Origin of the sequence: Burkholderia lata (assembly GCF_902499025.1) — a bacterium.
In the GTDB taxonomy this organism is placed as follows: domain Bacteria; phylum Pseudomonadota; class Gammaproteobacteria; order Burkholderiales; family Burkholderiaceae; genus Burkholderia; species Burkholderia lata_C.
In genome coordinates, this window is sequence record NZ_CABVPW010000030.1 from 12,416 (window position 1) to 28,453 (window position 16,038).

Below are 16,038 nucleotides of genomic sequence, written 5' to 3' on the forward strand. Positions count from 1 at the left end.
GGGCAACACTGGCTGCCCGCCCGGTTACGTGCGATGCGGATCAGGCGCTCAGGTATTCATGCACGGCCGCATAGCCGCGGCCGTAGCCGCGTGCCTTCGGCGGCACGCCGTTGAAGATCCCGCCTTCCAGGTCGACACCCGCGGTACGCAGGCGCTTGATTGCGTCGGCGATCTCGCCTTCGGTATGCATGCCCGAGCGCAGCACGAGGAACGTCGAGCCGGCCATGCGGCCGATGATGGTCGCGTCGGTCACCGCCAGCACCGGCGGCGAATCGATCAGCACGACGTCGTAGCGCTTGCCGAGCCCTTCGAGGTATTGCGGCAGGCGCGTCGACATCAGCAGCTCCGACGGGTTCGGCGGACGCGTGCCGGCCGAAATGAACGACAGGCCCTGCACCGGCGTCTCGCGCACGGCATCCTCGAGCGCCGACTGGTCGCTCAGCAGCTCGGACAGGCCCGGCTGCGAGGTGAGGCCAAAGTAGCGGTCGAGCAGGCCGCGACGCATGTCCGCGTCGATCAGCAGCACGCGCTTGCCCGAATGCGCGAGCAGCACCGCGAGGTTGACCGTCAGGAAGCTCTTGCCGATGCCCGGCGTCGGGCCCGTCAGCACGATCACGCGGTTCTTCGCATCCATCATCGCGAACTGCATCGCGGTACGCAGGCTGCGCAGGCTCTCGACGCTGAGATCCTTCGGACGCAGGCTCGCGAGGATCGGCCGCGCACGGCTGCCGCCCTTCTCCGCCTGCGCGTCGAGCTTCACCTGCTCGGCGCTTTGCGGCACCAGCCCGTACAGCGGCAGGTTGAACGCACGCTCGATGCGGTCGGGATCCTCGATGCCCTGGAACATGTTGCGGCGCAGGAACACGACGCCCGTGCCGAGGATCAGCCCGAGGAACACCGCAGCCGACAGGATCAGCACCTTCTTCGGCTTGACCGGATCGCCCGGACGCAGCGCGGAATCGACGAGGTGGATGTTGCCGCCCGTGCCGGCCTTCTGCACCGACAGCTCCTGCACGCGGTTCAGCAGCAGCACGTAGATATCCTCGGCAACCTTCGCGTCACGCTGCAGCTGGACGGCCTTCACTTCGGTGGCCGGCAGGCTGCGGAAGCGGTTGCTGAACTTGTCCTTCTCGCCCTGCAGCTCCGCGAGCTGCTGCTTCGCGGCGATCACCATCGGGTGCGAATCGGTGAAGCGCTGCGCGAGCGACGCGAGCTGCAGGCGCTGGGCGGCGATCTGCTGCTCGTACTGCACGCTGCCCTCGAGGTAGACCTTCGCCTCGTCGCTCGCGTTGATCGAGCCCGACGTGCGCTGGTACTGCGTCAGCGCGGCTTCCGCGCGTTCGAGGTCGGCCTTCAGGCGCGGCTCCTCGCCCTTCAGGAAGTCGAGCATCTTGGTCGCTTCGGCCTGCTTCGCGACCACGTGCTGGTTCAGGTACGACTGCGCGAGCGCGTTCGCGATCGCGGCGGTCTGGTCCGGGTCCTTGCCTTCGAGCGAGATCTGCACGACGCCCGTCTGCTTGCCCTGCTCGGTCACCTGGATGCCGGTCTGGAAGCCGCTGATCGCGTCGAGATCGTTGTAGCGGACCACCGTGAACTGCGTGCCGGGGCGCGCAACGAGCTTCGACACGAGCAGCGTCACGCCGCCGCCCTGCGCCGATTCGCCGACCTGGCCCGACAGCAGCCGCATGCCGTTCTGGTCGACGATCGAATAGGTGCCGTTCGGGCCGGCCGTCAGCGTCAGTTTCTTGCCTTCGAGCGCGGGCACGACGTTGATCGAATCGACGTCGGCCACTTCGCCGCCCCAGGCGTACGACTTCAGGCCGAGCCACGGCTTCGCCGGTTCGCCCGGCGTCGCGACGCGCGCGGCGAAGCTGCCGATCACCGGCAGCGTCTTCGGCACGACCGAGAAGTTCAGCTTGAACTGCTCGACCACCGGCGCGACCACGCCACGGCTCTTGATGATCTCGATTTCCGCATCGGTCGGCGCCTGCTGCGGGCCGCTGTTGATCATCGCGCCCGTCTGCGTCTGCGTGAGCGCCTGCGACGTGTTGTCGTTGCCCTCGACCCGCACATGCACATCGGCCTGGTACACCGGCTTCGCGATGTAGCAGTAGAGGCCGGCGAGCGCGACGACCGTCACCGCGATGCCCAGCAGCAGCCAGATGTCGTCCATGATCACCTGGAGCAGCTGGCCGAGGACGACGTCCTCTTCCTCGGTTTTCGCGGACAGATCCGCGTAGGAGTGTTTCGCTTGCGTGTTCACCATTCGTTCCCGCTTGAGTGGTGCCGGGGCGGAGGCGCCGCCCCGGCGGGCTATCAGCGCGTGATTTGCCGCATGAAGAAGATCGTCTGAATCGTCGGCAACACCTGCTGCAGCACACGGTTGAACTGCACCGAGCCGGCCGTGCTGACGTAGACGACGTCGAGCGGCTGAAGCGGGAAGCGGCTCGACAGCATCAGCGCATCCGGCTGCGTCATGTCGAGACGGAACACTTCGGGCTTCGTCGGGTTGTCGTGCATCCCCCGCATCACGTAGATCTTGCGCGGATTCGCATCGGTGTCGAGGATGCCGCCGCCGGACGTCAGCGCATCGGCGAGGGTCAGCTTGCCCTTGAGCATCGGCACGGTGACCGGCGTCTTGACCTCGCCCATGATGAATACGCGGCTGTCGCTGCGGTCCGGCACGTTGACGATGTCGCCCGGCTGCAGCATCACGTTCTGCCGCACCTCGCCGCGATCGAGCACGCCGTTCGCGTCGAGCGTGTAGAGCTTGCCGTCGCGGGTCAGGCGCACGCGCTGCAGGTCGGCCTCGTTGGTCGAGCCGCCCGAGCGCGAGATCGCGTCGACGAGCGTCAGCGGCACGTCGCTCACCGCGAGCGGGCCCGGCTGCTTCACTTCACCGGTCACCTGCACCTTCTGGCTGCGGAACGACAGCACGCGCACGTCGAGCTGCGGATTCTTCACGTAGCGCGACAGCGTGGTGGCCATCTGCTCGCGGATCTGCGCGACCGTCTTGCCGGCCACCTTGATGCGGCCGACGAACGGGAAGAAGATCGTGCCGTCGGCGGCCACCGTCTGGCCGTACGGATCGGCCTGGCCCGGCAGCGCGGTCGTATACGGCTGCTGCAGCGCACCCGCGACCGTCTGCGTCGTGTTGCCGCCGCTCGAGAACGACTGGCCCTGCGGCGTCGTCAGTTCCGGGTGATCCCACACGGTGACGCCGAGGATGTCCTGCGGGCCGACGCGGTACACGTACTGCGACGGATCGGTATAGCGTCCGGGCGGCAGCGGATGATCGACCTGCGCTTTCTGCAGCTGGTCCATCACCACTTTGGCGTCGATGTAATGAACCGGATAGGTTTCGGCCGCTTGCTGCCGGCCTTCGTCCTTCAGGTTCGACGAGTCGAGGTAGTTGCCGGGCGCGGTTGCACAGGCTGACAGGAAAGTCGTCAGCGCGACGGCAAGCGCCACCGGGCGCATCGGGCGTTTCAGCATAGTTTCTGTAGCCATCCTTGAACCAGACGTTCGATCAGTGAGTAGCTCTCGCGGTAATCGGCCTCGGGGCCGCCGTGCGGGTCGGCAATCTCGGCCTCTTCCCACTTGCCGAGCAGGTGGACCTTGCCGCGCGCGAACGGATCGACCGATTCGACGGCCTTGATCTGTCCGCGCTCGCTGACGAGAATCAGGTCGGCGTCGCGCACGATCCGGCGCGACAGCCGCCGCGAGCGATGGGTCGTCGCATCGACGCCCCGCTCGGCAAGCAGCTGACGCATCACCGGATCGATGCCGTCGCCGTCATTCGCATGCACACCCGCCGAGTGGAACGTCGGGCGCGGGCCGCCGCGCGACGCGGCGTGCGACTTGAACAGCATTTCCGCTGCCGGGCTGCGGCAGACGTTTGCGTGGCAGACGATCAGGATGTTCCGGAACATGGCGTCTCGTAACGAGTGACGGGAAACGGGTTATGCGCTCGCGGGCGCGGTGCCCGGTACACGGGCGGCGACGGCCTGGCGCGAGCCCGGCCGGCCGATCGGGTGGTATTCGATGCCCTGCTCGCTCATCGTCTCCGGCTCGTACAGGTTGCGGCCGTCGAAGATCACCGGCGTCTTCCACAGGCGGCCGAGCGCGACGAAGTCGGGGCTCTTGAAGATCTTCCATTCGGTGACGATCACGAGCGCGTCGGCGTCGCGGGCGGCCTGCGCCTCGTCGTCGACGAAGGTCAGGCGCTCGAGCCAGCTCGGGTGATCGGCGAGATCGAGGGCAATCACGCGACGCGCTTCCTGCTGCGCGACCGGGTCGTACGCGGCGATGCGCGCCCCGCGCGACAGCAGCTCGGCGATCAGCTCGCGGCTCGGCGCTTCGCGCATGTCGTCGGTATTCGGCTTGAACGCGAGGCCCCAGATGGCGAACGTGCGGCCGGTCAGGTCCTCGCCGAAGCGCGCGACGATCTTCTCGGCGAGCACGCGCTTTTGCGTCGCGTTGACCGACGACACGGCCTTCAGGATCTGCAGTGCCTGCCCGTGCTCGTCGGCGGTGCGGATCAGCGCTTCGACGTCCTTCGGGAAGCACGAGCCGCCGTAGCCGCAGCCGGCGTACAGGAAGTGATAGCCGATGCGCGGATCGGAACCGATCCCGCGGCGCACAGCCTCGATGTCCGCGCCGAAGCGGTCGGCGAGGTTCGCCAGCTCGTTCATGAACGAGATGCGGGTCGCGAGCATCGCGTTCGCCGCGTATTTCGTGAACTCGGCCGAGCGCACGTCCATGTACAGCGTGCGTTCGTGGTTGCGGTTGAATGGCGCGTAGAGCTTCTTCATCAGCTCGCGGGCGCGCTCGCCCGGCACGTCGTCGTCGCAGCCGATCACGATGCGGTCCGGCCGCGTGAAATCGTCGACCGCCGCGCCTTCCTTCAGGAATTCCGGATTCGACACGACCGAGAACATCTGGTCGCAGCCGCGCTTCGCAAGCTCTTCCGCCACCGCTGCGCGCACGCGCTCGGCCGTGCCGACCGGCACCGTCGACTTGTCGACGATCACCTTGAAGCCCGTCATGGTGCGGCCGATGTTGCGTGCCGCGGCGAGCACGTATTGCAGGTCTGCCGAGCCGTCCTCGTCGGGCGGCGTACCGACCGCGATGAACTGCACGTCGCCGTGCGCGACTGCGGCCTCGATATCGGTCGAGAAGCGCAGGCGGCCCGCCGAGCGGTTGCGCGCAATGACTTCCTTGAGGCCCGGCTCGTGGATCGGCACGCCGCCGTTGTTCAGGATGTCGATCTTTGCCTGGTCGACGTCGAGACAGAACACGTCGTGCCCGATGTCGGCCAGACATGCGCCGGTGACAAGCCCTACGTAACCGCTGCCGATGATAGTCAGATTCATGATGTGTCGGACCTCGTGACCAATGATTCGAAATTCGTAAAACCGGAATGCCTGTGCGGCACCAGGTCAGTAAGCGTTGCTGCCGGTGAAGCCTTTCCAGAGCGTCAGCACGACGATCTTGATGTCGAGCCAGAACGACCAGTTCTGCATGTAGTACAGATCGAGCTTCACGCGTCCCATCATCTTCTCGATCTGGTCGGTCTCGCCGCGAAAGCCGTTGATCTGCGCCCACCCGGTGATGCCCGGCTTGATCCGGTAGCGGAACATGTAGCCCTTGACCAGATCCTTGTAGATGTCGTCGTGCGCGAGCGCATGCGGACGCGGGCCGACGACCGACATCTCGCCCTTCAATACGTTGATGAACTGCGGCAGCTCATCGAGGCTCGTGCGGCGCAGGAACCGGCCGACCGGCGTCACGCGCGAATCGTTCTTCTTCGCCTGCGTGACCTGCCCCGCCACTTCCTGGTGCACCTTCATCGAGCGGAACTTGTAGATCTCGAACTCGTGCCCGTCGATGCCCTTGCGCTTCTGGCGAAAGAACACCGGCCCGCGCGACGTCAGCTTGATCAGGCACGCGATCAGCAGCATCACCGGTGCGAGGCCCGTGAGCGCCACCAGCGCAAACGCGCGGTCGAACACGAACTTCGGCAGGATCCGCACGTCGGTGATCGGCGACGCCGCGAGATTGATCGCCGGCACGCCGAGCACCTCGACCACTTCCTGGTTGAAGAACGACAGCGTGCGCACGTCCGGGATGAAGCGGATATTCACGAAGTCATGGCGGAACACCGTCACGATCTGGTGAATCCGGCGCTCTTCCGTAATCGGCAGCGTAAGCCACAGCTCGCTGATCGCGCGGCTGCGCACCAGCCACACCAGCGATTCGAACTGCCGCTCGATGCGCACGTCGTCGAGCGCGACTTCGCCCGGCGCTTCGCTTTCGTCATACACGCACACCGGGTTGAAACCGGCTTCCGGCCGCGCCCGCATCTGCGCGATCAGCCGCCGCGCCGCCGGCGTTCCGCCGACGATCGCGACCGCCTTCAGGTTGTAGCCGCCGCGGCGCAGTTGCCGCAGCACGACGTGCACGCAGGCCTTCGAGCCGGCGAGCAGCGCCATCGTCACGAGCGCCCAATAGCCCAGCCACATCCGCGACAGGTCGCCCGACTGATGAAAGCTGAAGCTCAGCAGGATGCCCGCGAGCTCGACCAGGAGCCACGCGAACACAACCCGCCCCACCAGCCCGACGAGACGCTTGCCGCGCCAGGACTGGTAGATGCCGAACGCGGGAAAGCACACGACGACGAGCAGGCAATCGAACAGCATCATCGTGCGCTGCAGGTCGTTGAGCCAGATGCCGCCACCGTGCAGCGCGGCGGCGATCAGCGCCCCCGTCACGACCATCGCGATATCGATGACTCTCGCCAGCACGCTCAACATGTCTGCTTCCTCTTTGAACAGGCGTTTGCCGAACAGCTCCTTGTGCGACCCATGCCGCACATTCGATTCAAACGTTGCATGACGTTATTGAAGCGGTAAGAAATTTTCGCCTCAAGCGTACAAGTATTTCGAAAAATAATCGGAAATTATTGCCGTTAAGTTTTTGAATTAAATCGGCAGGTTTTCCCGAAATACGCAGGAATCGGAATTTTTTCGGAACCTTTACGATTTCCGCTCACCCTTTGCGGGCGGTCAAGACAGGTCGATATCCGGATTTATTTTTTATTTTTTTATTTGCATCTGATGCTAGCGCGGAAAATTCTCCCTGATGAATGCGTGGCGAATATCGACCAATGGACCCGGTTTTATTGTCGATTTACTTCATGCTACAACGACAGGCACTGACTTCAACCGTGGAGAGTGTCACCATGAATGCTCCGGCCGTGGCTGCCGAAACGCGCCATTCTTCTTCCGCCGCACCCGCCGCCGGCACGCGCGTCGCCGTGCAACCGGTGATTCTCGCCGGCGGTTCCGGCACGCGCCTGTGGCCGATGTCGCGCGAACGTTTTCCGAAACAGCTGATCGGCCTGCTCGGCGAACATTCGTTGCTGCAGTCGACCGCGCTGCGTCTCGACGGCCTGGCGGGCGACCATCCGCTGAACGACGACGTGCTGATCGTATGCGGCGAGGATCACCGCTTCACGACCGCCGAACAGCTGCGCCTGACCGCCAAGTCCTCGACGATCATGCTCGAGCCGCTCGGCCGCGACACCGCGCCCGCGCTGACGCTGGCCGCGCTGCGGCTCGTCGCCGGCGGCAACGATGCGGTGATGACCGTGATGCCGGCCGACCACGCGGTGGCCGACCTGCCGCGCTTTCACGCGGCCGTCGCGGCCGGCGTGCACTGCGCGGCACAAGGCAAGATCGCGACGATGGGGATCGTGCCCAAGCATGCCGAAACCGGATATGGCTACATCCGCGTCGGCGCGCCGCTCGGCGACGCCGCGACGGGCAGCCTCGACGTGCGCCGTCTCGACCGTTTCGTCGAGAAACCGCATCTCGAACTCGCTCAGCAGTACGTCGCATCGGGCGAGTACTGGTGGAACAGCGGGATCTTCATCGTTCGCGCCTCGGTGTGGCTGAAAGCGATCCGCCAGCTCGAGCCTGCGATCTACGCCGCCTGCGAACAGGCCGTCGCCCGGGGCAAGGCCGATGGCGACTTCTTCCGCGTCGATCGCGAAGCATTCGCCGCGTCGCCGTCGAACTCGATCGACTACGCGGTGATGGAGCCGCTCGCGAGCCTGCCGCAGCTGTGCGAAAGCGTGGTCGTGCCGCTCGACGCGGGCTGGTCGGACGTCGGCTCGTGGGACGCGATCTGGCAGATCTCGCCGAAGGACGATGCCGAGAACGTCGGCCGCGGCCACGTGCTGTTCGAAGGCGCGGAATCGACTTTCGCGCATTCGGAGAGCCGGCTCGTCGCCTGCGTCGGCACGCAGAACCTCGTCGTCGTCGAAACGCCTGACGCCGTGCTCGTCGCGGACAAGTCGCGCGTGCAGGACGTGAAGAAAATCGTCGGGCGCATCAAGGCGCAACGCGGCACGGAAGCGACCGATCACCGCAAGGTGCATCGCCCGTGGGGCCACTACGACTCGGTCGACATGGGCGAGCGCTTCCAGGTGAAACGCATCGTCGTGAAACCGGGCGCGCAACTGTCGCTGCAGATGCACCACCATCGCGCCGAGCACTGGATCGTCGTGCGCGGCACCGCGCGCATCACGCGCGGCGACGAAACGTTCCTGCTGTCCGAAAACGAATCGACGTACATCCCGCTCGGCGTATCGCACCGCCTCGAGAACCCGGGCAAGATGCCGCTCGAGCTGATCGAGGTGCAGTCGGGCGCGTATCTCGGCGAGGACGACATCGTCCGCTTCAACGACACCTACGGCCGGCAATAACGCACGTGCAGATGGGGCGCCGCTTCGACAGCGGCGCCCCGGACAAGGCAGGCACGGAAAGACGGGACTTCCGCACGGGCGTCGTGGCACACGACGGCCCGCGCGTGTCAGCGGTGCGGCGATCAGCCTACGCGGTACACGTATTCGCGACGCTCCGACTGCACCGGATCGTTACGGCTTTCGGACAGTGCGCCCGCATGACGCTCGGCAATGAAGCGCTGGATGTCCGACTCCGCACGCGCAAGCGCGGACAGGCCGGCCAGCACCTCGCCTTGCGGCTCGCGCGCCGGTTCGTCGCTCGCGCCATGGCGATCGATCCACTGGCGCGCCCAGTCGAGCGCGAACTGCTCGGCTTCCTCGGCATCGGTGAAGCGCGGGCCGATCAGGCCCGAGCGCTCGACGCGCCGGTCGTCCTGCGCAATCTCGGCCCACGCGCGATACATCAGGTTCTGCACGGGCTGCGCGATGCCGCAGATCGTATAGCCGCGATATTCGTCGACTTGCGGTTCGGCCGCGGCGAAGCTCGCCGACGACGCATGCGCATGGCGCAGCGCCGTCGACGGCGCACCGGGCACCGTGAACGCAGTGTCCGACGGATCGACCACTTCGTCGTCCGGCCTCGCGCTCAGCGACGCGCCCTCGCCATCCCAAACGTTTGCCTGAGCGACCGGCAATTGCCACGACTCGGGGTTTTGCCAGAACACGCCGCGCAAGCGGTCGTTGTCGGGCACGGGCTCGGCACGACGCGCGGGCACGACCGGCACCGGGGGCGGCGGGATATACGCGAACGTGCGCCCGCTGAACTGGGTCAGCACGTCGATCATCTGCAGCAGCGTGCCGGTCGCGAGCCACTCCTCGTAACGGCGACGGCACGTCGGCCCGGACGGATAGCGACCGGGCAGCTTCGACCAGGCTTCACCGGTCGTCAGGATCCAGAGCACCGCATTGGCAACGACGCGCGGTTCGGCGCGTGGACGCCCACGACGGTTCAGCCGGATGGGTTCATCGGCGATCAGCGTTGAAAGACGAAACCACTCTTCATCGTTAAGCTCATCGAAGAACATAGTAGATCTCTCCACGCAGCCAGGCCGGGGCTGCGATTGGCGGCGCCGTCGCGACACATCGCGTCGCGGGGCGGCCAGGTTGCACATTATGGTTATCCGGTGTTGTGCATGCCGGCGCAGCACCGCACTTTCACGGTGCCGCCATTCCCGGCAATGACGCACAAATCACGGTCTCACTCCAATGTGGGAATTTTTGTGCACGAAGCATACCACCCCTAGGGTTTATCTCAGTATGACAATGACTTAATGTTACGCACTGAAACAACCTGCCATTGATGCGTAATGTATTTACGCATGAATTTTTTTGCGAGATCTTTATGCGCTCCGCTGCAAAAGCCCGTCCGGCGGGGCTCCGCAGCGTATGAAGAATGCCTTTTTATGGGCATTTTCGGGCCACCCCGACCCCTGCCGGCAACAATCCCGCGCATTGCTGCCCAACATCGGTAAATCAGGGGAAAATTCGTAACAAGATATTCACGAATCGGTAAATCATTCGAATTTCACCGATTTTAATTATCTCCATGCACAATCTTTTTATTGTTTCTCTGCGAGTGATGAAAGCACGGTGACGCGAGATGCACATTTTTCGCCGCACGCAAACTCGTGATGCCTGTTACATCTCCGCGGCGGCAGGCGAGCGCAAGCACCGCGTCGGCGGCGGAAATTCTGTTTCGGGTCGGAACGGAAAAACGGAAACCGGTGTGCCGGACGCGCGGTGGACGCGTCAGCGCAGATCGCCGGCCAGCGAGGCGGTCACATCCGCGCCCACGCGCTGCGGCGGCATCGTGTAGGCCGGGTGATCGCAGCCGATCGACAGCGCCGCCCCGCCCCTGAGCGCCGCGCGCATCGGCGCGCCGAGCTCGAAGCGCACGAAGTGCACGGCCGACGTCTTTTCGGCGTTGTCGCGGTCGAGATCCTCGTCGGCAATCGCGTAGACGCTCGCGTGCCCGTCGACCTGCAGGTACACGCGATCCTCGACGCCGATCAGCCGCGCGAGCGCCGCGCGCCGTTCGATCTCGTGCTCGTACTCGATCTGCATCGTCGCCTTCAGGTTCGTGCCGTCGGGCACGAGCGGCAGATAGGCTTCCAGCTCGCCTTCGATGCCCGCCTGGTCGAAGATCTTCTCGATGTGCAGCATCTCCTGGATCTGATAGCGGATCGTCGTCTCGTCCTCGAACAGGAAGCGCAGGTGGTTGCCGAGCGCCACCGCGCGGCGGCGCTTGTACGCGACCAGCCGCGCGTGTTCGGCCTTGCGGATCTTCGCGTACGCTTCGAGCGTCAGCAGGGAGTCGCGGGTCAACGTCATGGGATGTCCTCGTGGGTCGGCCGGCGGCGGCTCAGATGCCGTACGCGCGGCGCAGCAACGTGAGCGGATGCGCGAGCGGCGCGGACGGCAGCCCCTTGTCGTCGATGCCCTGCACGATGTGATGGCCGGCCAGCGCGCAGTCCGACGACACGAAATCCGGCTGCGGCTCGGCCATCGCCTTGAACACGGGCCCGCCGATCCGCATCGCGTCCGCGTGAAATTCCTTTTTCACGCCGAACGTGCCCGCATGGCCCGAGCAGCGCTCGACGACATTCACGCGCGTCTCGGGCACGAGCTGCAGCACGTCGGCCGTCTTGCGGCCGATGTTCTGCACGCGCGCATGGCACGGCACGTGATACGACACGGTGCCGAGGCCCGTCTTGAAATCGGTCTTCAGCAGTCCGTCGCGATGCCGCGCGATCACGTATTCGAACGGATCCCAGAATGCATCGGCCACCGCGCGCACGGCTTCGTCGCCGGGGAACATCAACGGCAACTCGCTCTTGTACATCAGCACACAGCTCGGGATCGCGCCGATCAGCGCATAGCCTTCGCGCGCATAGCGTTCGAGCACGGGCAGGTTCACGTCCTTCTTCGCGGCCACGCCGGCGAGATTGCCCTGCTCGAGCAGCGGCATCCCGCAGCAGGCTTCGCGCGTGACGAGTTCGTACGGAATGTCGTTGTGCGCGAGGATCGCGAGCAGGTCGTGGCCGATGCCCGGCTCGTTGAAATTCACGTAGCACGTCGCGTAGATCGCGACCTTGCCGGGCGTGCGTTCGCCGTCGCGCACCGGCAAGCCGTCCGATGGCTTCGCCGTGCGCCGGAACTTGCGCGGCGCGAATTCCGGCAGCCATGCGTTGCGATCGACGCCGAGCGTCGCTTCGAGCGCATGGCGCGCGGGCGGCGTGCGGTTCACCGCGTTCACCGCCTGCGTGACGATCGGAATGCCGGCGAAGTGGCCGAGCGCATCGGTGTTCGACAGCACCTTGTCGCGCAGCGTCGCTTCGCCGCGCTTGTAGCGCGCGGCCTTGCCGCGCAGCATCAGGTGCGGGAAGTCGACGTTCCACGCGTGCGGCGGCACGTACGGGCATTTCGTCATGTAGCAGAGGTCGCACAGGTAGCACTGGTCGACGACCTTGCCGAACGCTTCCTTCGGCACCTCCTCGATATCGCCCATCGGCGTGTCGTCGACCAGATCGAACAGCGTCGGAAACGCGCCGCAGAGCGACACGCAGCGCCGGCATCCGGCGCAGATGTCGAACACGCGCGTCATTTCCGCGTCGATCGCGGCCTGGTCGTAGAACGCATCGGACTGCCAGTCGAGCGGATGCCGGGTCGGGGCTTCGAGACTGCCTTCCTTGTGGGGCATGGGGCGCTCCATCCAGCGTGGCGCGCATGCGCGCCAGCGCCGCCCGCGCGATGCGGGCAGCGATGAACGAACAGCCGGCCGCTTGCCGGTCGCACAGCCTGCCGTGCGGCCCGCGGCGGCCCGTCAGTCGACGAGACTGTCCAGCGCCTTCGTATAGCGATTCGCGTGGCTGCGTTCAGCCTTCGCGAGCGTCTCGAACCAGTTTGCGATTTCGTCGAAGCCTTCTTCGCGCGCCGCCTTCGCCATGCCCGGATACATGTCGGTGTATTCGTGCGTTTCGCCGGCGATCGCCGATTCGAGATTCTGCCGCGATGAACCGAACGGCAAGCCCGTTGCCGGATCGCCGACGGCTTCCAGGTATTCGAGATGGCCATGCGCATGGCCGGTTTCGCCTTCGGCGGTCGAGCGGAACAGCGCGGCGACGTCGTTCTGGCCTTCCACGTCAGCCTTCGAAGCGAAATACAGATAACGCCGGTTCGCCTGCGATTCGCCCGCGAATGCGGCCTTCAGGTTCTCTTCGGTTTTGCTGCCCTTGAGTTGAGCCATTTGCGCCTCCGTTCGAGTCGGCGCGGCCGCGTGCGAAGCCGGGCCGATCAGGTATGTGGGGAACGATGCGTGTGCCGGGGCGCGCGCATCGTGCTCTCCAATCTAGGCGCTCGCGTTCGCATCCCCCAATAGGCTTTTTCAATCCGGGCGATAGTGCTTGGCGGGATGCGGTGCGCGCTGCCGGGGGTGCCCGGCGCACGGTGCGCGATGCGCGGCATTCGCGCGTGCCGCGTGTGCCGCGTGGATCACGCGTCCGTCGCGCGCCTGAGCAGCAATTCGCGTTCGCGCTCGTTGCGCGTCAGTTCCGCCGCGCGGCGGAATTCGGCCTTGGCTTCGTCGGCGCGGCCCAGCTTCGCCAGCAGGTCGCCCCGCACGCTCGGCAGCCAGTGATAGCGCGCGAGCGCGGGATCGTCGCGCAGCGCGTCGACGAGTTCGAGCGCCGCGGCGGGCCCGAACGCCATCCCGACGGCCACCGCGCGATTCAGCTCGACGACGGGCGACGGGGCGACTTCGGCGAGCGCGTCATACAGCGCGACGATCTGCGCCCAGTCCGTATCCGACGCCTGCCGCGCGCGCGCATGGCAGGCGGCCAGCGCAGCCTGCAGCGCATACGGCCCGCGTACGCCGCCGAGCTTCGTCGCGCGTTCGAGCGCCGCGAGGCCGCGCCGGATCAGCAGCGGATCCCAGCGGCTGCGATCCTGGTCGAGCAGCAGCACGGGGCGGCCCTGTGCGTCGGTACGCGCATGCATGCGCGACGCCTGCAGCTCCATCAGCGCGACGAGCCCGAGCACCTCGCTCTCGTCGGGCGCCAGCCCGGCCAGCACGCGGCCGAGCCGCAACGCCTCGTCGCACAGCGCCGGGCGCGTCCAGTCGTCGCCCGAGGTCGCCGCATGGCCTTCGTTGAACACGAGATAGATCACTTCGAGCACCGACGCGAGCCGCGCCGGCCGCGCATCGGCGGCCGGCACCTCGAACGGCACGTGCGCCGCCGCGAGCGTGCGTTTGGCGCGCACGATCCGCTGCGCGATCGTCGGCTCGGGCGTGAGGAACGCGCGCGCGATCTCGCCCGTCGTCAGCCCGCCGAGCAGCCGCAGCGTCAGCGCGACGCGCGCATCGGTCGACAGCACCGGGTGGCACGACGTGAAGATCAGCCGCAAAAGGTCGTCGCCGATGTCGTCGTCGCTCGCGTCGGCGAGCGCCTCCGCGATATCGGGGACGACATGCGCTTCGAGCGCGTCCATCTCGTGGCCGAGCTGGTCGCGCTTCACCGCGTGCAGCGACTCCTGCCGGACACGATCGAGCGCGCGACGCTTCACGGCCGTCATCAGCCATGCGGCCGGGTTGTCCGGCACGCCGTCGACGGGCCAGTGCTCGAGCGCCGCGACGAGCGTGTCCTGCGCCAGCTCCTCGGCCACGCCGACGTCGCGCACCACGCGCGCGGCGCGCGCGATGATCTTGGGCGCCTCGATCCGCCAGACCGCTTCGATCGCACGGTGAGTCGCCTCACGCGTCACGACGCATGCCCCTCGGCGGACGCGTCCAGCGGCATGGCCATCAGCTCCCATGCGTGGCCGTCGGGATCGTCGAACCCGTGGCCGTACATGTTCGGGTACTCGCGCGGCGCTTGCGGCGCGGAGCCGCCGGCCGCGAGCGCCTTCGCGACGATCGCGTCGACCTCGGCGCGGCTGTCGCACGACAGGCACGACAGGACCTGCACCTGCGTCGCCGGATCGATGATGGTCTTGCCGGTAAACGTCTGGAAAAACGGCCGCACGAGCAGCATCGCGAAGATCGTGTCGCTGATCTTGATGCAGGCGGCCTGGTCGTTGGTATAAGCCGGCACGACTTCAAAGCCGAGCGCCTGGTAGAACGCCTTCGAGCGCGGCAGGTCGGCCACGGGCAGGTTGATGAAGACCATCTTGTGCATGACGGGTGCTCCCGGTGAGGTTGGGTTCAGGTGGGCAATCAATCAGGCGCCGGTGCGGCCGACGTGGAGTTCGCGGAACCGCTCGACCGCGTCGCTCGGCGTGAGGTCGTCGAGCTCGAACAGCGGCCGCACCTCGATCTCGCAATCCATCTCGGCGCCGAACGGCGCGGGGAACCGGCGCGTCCATTCGAGCGCTTCGTCGCGCGAACGCACCTGGATCAACGTGTAGCCGGCAATCAGTTCCTTCGTTTCGGCGAACGGGCCGTCGACCACGGTGCCCTTGCCGCCCGCGTAGCGCACGCGCCAGCCGCGCGCGCTCGGCCGCAGCCCGTTCGCGTCGAGCAGCACGCCAGCCTTGGCCAGTTCCTCGTGATAGACGGTCATGGCCTCGACCAGCCGGTTGTCCGGCAACGCGTCGGACTCGCTGACGGCGTTCGCCCGGATCATGATCATGAATCGCATCGTTCACTCCTTGTCGTCGGTGGAAGGCAGCGCCCATTCATCGGCGCCTTATCCGGACGACGGCCGGAAGACAGCCGGATCGACATATTCCGCGACATATCAGGGTAAATACCGAGTCGCAGCCTTTACAGGAAGCACGGGCCGACCGCGCGCACCTCGACCGTGCACCACTGCGCGGCCGGGCACTGGCGCGCGATCTCGATCGCTTCCTCGCGCGTGCCGACGTCGACGATGAAGAAGCCGCCGACCATCTCCTTCGCCTCCGCGAACGGGCCGTCGAGCAGGCGCGTCTCGCCGTCGCGCACCTGGACGCGCGTGCCGCGCTCGGAACGCTCCAGCGACTCGACGCCGCGCAGCACGCCGCGCGCCTTCAGCGTCTCGGCGAAATCGACCATCCGTGCGTACAGCGCCTGGCCTTCTTCGAGCGTGCGTTCGGCACGCTGGTCGGTCGGCTCGACAATCAACAGCATGTAAGACATGGACTTCTCCTGTGGGAACGGGGCGCGGCAGCGGTCGCTGCGCGATCGGGATGCGCCGGCCGATGCAAAAGCGTAGCAGCCGCCGTGCGGCTTGCATCGTCGGCCAATCGGCAAC

14 protein-coding genes are annotated in these 16,038 nt (G+C 66.3%); 1 reads left to right on the forward strand and 13 read right to left on the reverse strand.

All coding sequences use genetic code 11. The features are described 5' to 3' along the window. Positions 1 to 40: 40 nt before the first annotated feature. From BDI24065_RS27105 to BDI24065_RS27125, 5 genes are all read right to left on the reverse strand, one after another. On the reverse strand, positions 41 to 2,266 hold the full coding sequence (locus BDI24065_RS27105; RefSeq protein WP_175033865.1) for a polysaccharide biosynthesis tyrosine autokinase: 2,226 nt from the start codon (positions 2,264 to 2,266) through the stop codon (positions 41 to 43). A gap of 50 nt (positions 2,267 to 2,316) precedes the next feature. Then, complete coding sequence (locus BDI24065_RS27110; protein ID WP_175033950.1) at positions 2,317 to 3,495, reverse strand: polysaccharide biosynthesis/export family protein; 1,179 nt, start codon at positions 3,493 to 3,495, stop codon at positions 2,317 to 2,319. Then, positions 3,489 to 3,932 (reverse strand): low molecular weight protein-tyrosine-phosphatase, encoded by a 444-nt coding sequence (locus BDI24065_RS27115; protein WP_175033866.1) that lies wholly within the window; start codon positions 3,930 to 3,932, stop codon positions 3,489 to 3,491. Before BDI24065_RS27115 ends, BDI24065_RS27110 begins: the two co-directional genes overlap by 7 nt. Before the next feature lie 30 nt (positions 3,933 to 3,962). Further along, complete coding sequence (locus tag BDI24065_RS27120; protein WP_175033867.1) at positions 3,963 to 5,375, reverse strand: UDP-glucose dehydrogenase family protein; 1,413 nt, start codon at positions 5,373 to 5,375, stop codon at positions 3,963 to 3,965. Positions 5,376 to 5,441: 66 nt separating this feature from the next. After that, the gene (locus BDI24065_RS27125) at positions 5,442 to 6,815 is read right to left on the reverse strand and encodes an undecaprenyl-phosphate glucose phosphotransferase (RefSeq protein ID WP_175033868.1); all 1,374 of its coding nucleotides are present in this window, start codon (positions 6,813 to 6,815) and stop codon (positions 5,442 to 5,444) included. 428 nt (positions 6,816 to 7,243) lie between these two features. On the opposite strand from BDI24065_RS27125, the gene BDI24065_RS27130 reads away from it, so the two are divergent. Continuing rightward, positions 7,244 to 8,770: a mannose-1-phosphate guanylyltransferase/mannose-6-phosphate isomerase gene (locus BDI24065_RS27130; RefSeq protein ID WP_175033869.1), complete on the forward strand. Its 1,527-nt coding sequence runs from the start codon at positions 7,244 to 7,246 to the stop codon at positions 8,768 to 8,770. 122 nt (positions 8,771 to 8,892) lie between these two features. On the opposite strand, the gene BDI24065_RS27135 is transcribed toward BDI24065_RS27130, so the two are convergent. The 8 genes from BDI24065_RS27135 to BDI24065_RS27170 all read right to left on the reverse strand — a co-directional run bounded on the left by BDI24065_RS27135 (position 8,893) and on the right by BDI24065_RS27170 (position 15,923). Further along, positions 8,893 to 9,834, reverse strand: a complete 942-nt coding sequence (locus BDI24065_RS27135; protein ID WP_175033951.1) for a transposase — start codon at positions 9,832 to 9,834, stop codon at positions 8,893 to 8,895. 724 nt (positions 9,835 to 10,558) lie between these two features. Further along, positions 10,559 to 11,140 carry a DUF3501 family protein gene (locus BDI24065_RS27140; protein WP_175033870.1) on the reverse strand — a complete coding sequence of 194 codons (582 nt, stop codon included), beginning with the start codon at positions 11,138 to 11,140 and terminating at the stop codon, positions 10,559 to 10,561. A 31-nt stretch (positions 11,141 to 11,171) separates the two neighbouring features. After that, positions 11,172 to 12,509, reverse strand: a complete 1,338-nt coding sequence (locus BDI24065_RS27145; RefSeq protein ID WP_175033871.1) for a heterodisulfide reductase-related iron-sulfur binding cluster — start codon at positions 12,507 to 12,509, stop codon at positions 11,172 to 11,174. 123 nt (positions 12,510 to 12,632) lie between these two features. Then, the gene (locus BDI24065_RS27150) at positions 12,633 to 13,055 is read right to left on the reverse strand and encodes a rubrerythrin family protein (protein ID WP_089428047.1); all 423 of its coding nucleotides are present in this window, start codon (positions 13,053 to 13,055) and stop codon (positions 12,633 to 12,635) included. A gap of 245 nt (positions 13,056 to 13,300) precedes the next feature. Then, on the reverse strand, positions 13,301 to 14,569 hold the full coding sequence (locus tag BDI24065_RS27155) for an RNA polymerase sigma factor (protein WP_175033872.1): 1,269 nt from the start codon (positions 14,567 to 14,569) through the stop codon (positions 13,301 to 13,303). Next, positions 14,566 to 14,982, reverse strand: a complete 417-nt coding sequence (locus BDI24065_RS27160) for a VOC family protein (RefSeq protein ID WP_175033873.1) — start codon at positions 14,980 to 14,982, stop codon at positions 14,566 to 14,568. The genes BDI24065_RS27155 and BDI24065_RS27160 overlap by 4 nt, the downstream gene beginning before the upstream one ends. Before the next feature lie 42 nt (positions 14,983 to 15,024). Next, positions 15,025 to 15,444, reverse strand: coding sequence for a YciI family protein (locus BDI24065_RS27165; protein ID WP_175033874.1), 420 nt, complete (start codon positions 15,442 to 15,444; stop codon positions 15,025 to 15,027). Positions 15,445 to 15,569: 125 nt separating this feature from the next. Beyond that, complete coding sequence (locus BDI24065_RS27170) at positions 15,570 to 15,923, reverse strand: YciI family protein (RefSeq protein WP_175033875.1); 354 nt, start codon at positions 15,921 to 15,923, stop codon at positions 15,570 to 15,572. Positions 15,924 to 16,038 lie beyond the last annotated feature (115 nt).

Coding starts and splice junctions, on each gene's coding strand:
- BDI24065_RS27170 (WP_175033875.1), bottom strand. CDS start 15,923: ATGTCTTACATGCTGTTGATTGTCGAGCCGACCGACCAGCGTGCCGAA.
- BDI24065_RS27105 (WP_175033865.1), bottom strand. CDS start 2,266: ATGGTGAACACGCAAGCGAAACACTCCTACGCGGATCTGTCCGCGAAA.
- BDI24065_RS27125 (WP_175033868.1), bottom strand. CDS start 6,815: ATGTTGAGCGTGCTGGCGAGAGTCATCGATATCGCGATGGTCGTGACG.
- BDI24065_RS27145 (WP_175033871.1), bottom strand. CDS start 12,509: ATGCCCCACAAGGAAGGCAGTCTCGAAGCCCCGACCCGGCATCCGCTC.
- BDI24065_RS27115 (WP_175033866.1), bottom strand. CDS start 3,932: ATGTTCCGGAACATCCTGATCGTCTGCCACGCAAACGTCTGCCGCAGC.
- BDI24065_RS27110 (WP_175033950.1), bottom strand. CDS start 3,495: ATGCTGAAACGCCCGATGCGCCCGGTGGCGCTTGCCGTCGCGCTGACG.
- BDI24065_RS27165 (WP_175033874.1), bottom strand. CDS start 15,444: ATGCGATTCATGATCATGATCCGGGCGAACGCCGTCAGCGAGTCCGAC.
- BDI24065_RS27135 (WP_175033951.1), bottom strand. CDS start 9,834: ATGTTCTTCGATGAGCTTAACGATGAAGAGTGGTTTCGTCTTTCAACG.
- BDI24065_RS27150 (WP_089428047.1), bottom strand. CDS start 13,055: ATGGCTCAACTCAAGGGCAGCAAAACCGAAGAGAACCTGAAGGCCGCA.
- BDI24065_RS27140 (WP_175033870.1), bottom strand. CDS start 11,140: ATGACGTTGACCCGCGACTCCCTGCTGACGCTCGAAGCGTACGCGAAG.
- BDI24065_RS27120 (WP_175033867.1), bottom strand. CDS start 5,375: ATGAATCTGACTATCATCGGCAGCGGTTACGTAGGGCTTGTCACCGGC.
- BDI24065_RS27160 (WP_175033873.1), bottom strand. CDS start 14,982: ATGCACAAGATGGTCTTCATCAACCTGCCCGTGGCCGACCTGCCGCGC.
- BDI24065_RS27130 (WP_175033869.1), top strand. CDS start 7,244: ATGAATGCTCCGGCCGTGGCTGCCGAAACGCGCCATTCTTCTTCCGCC.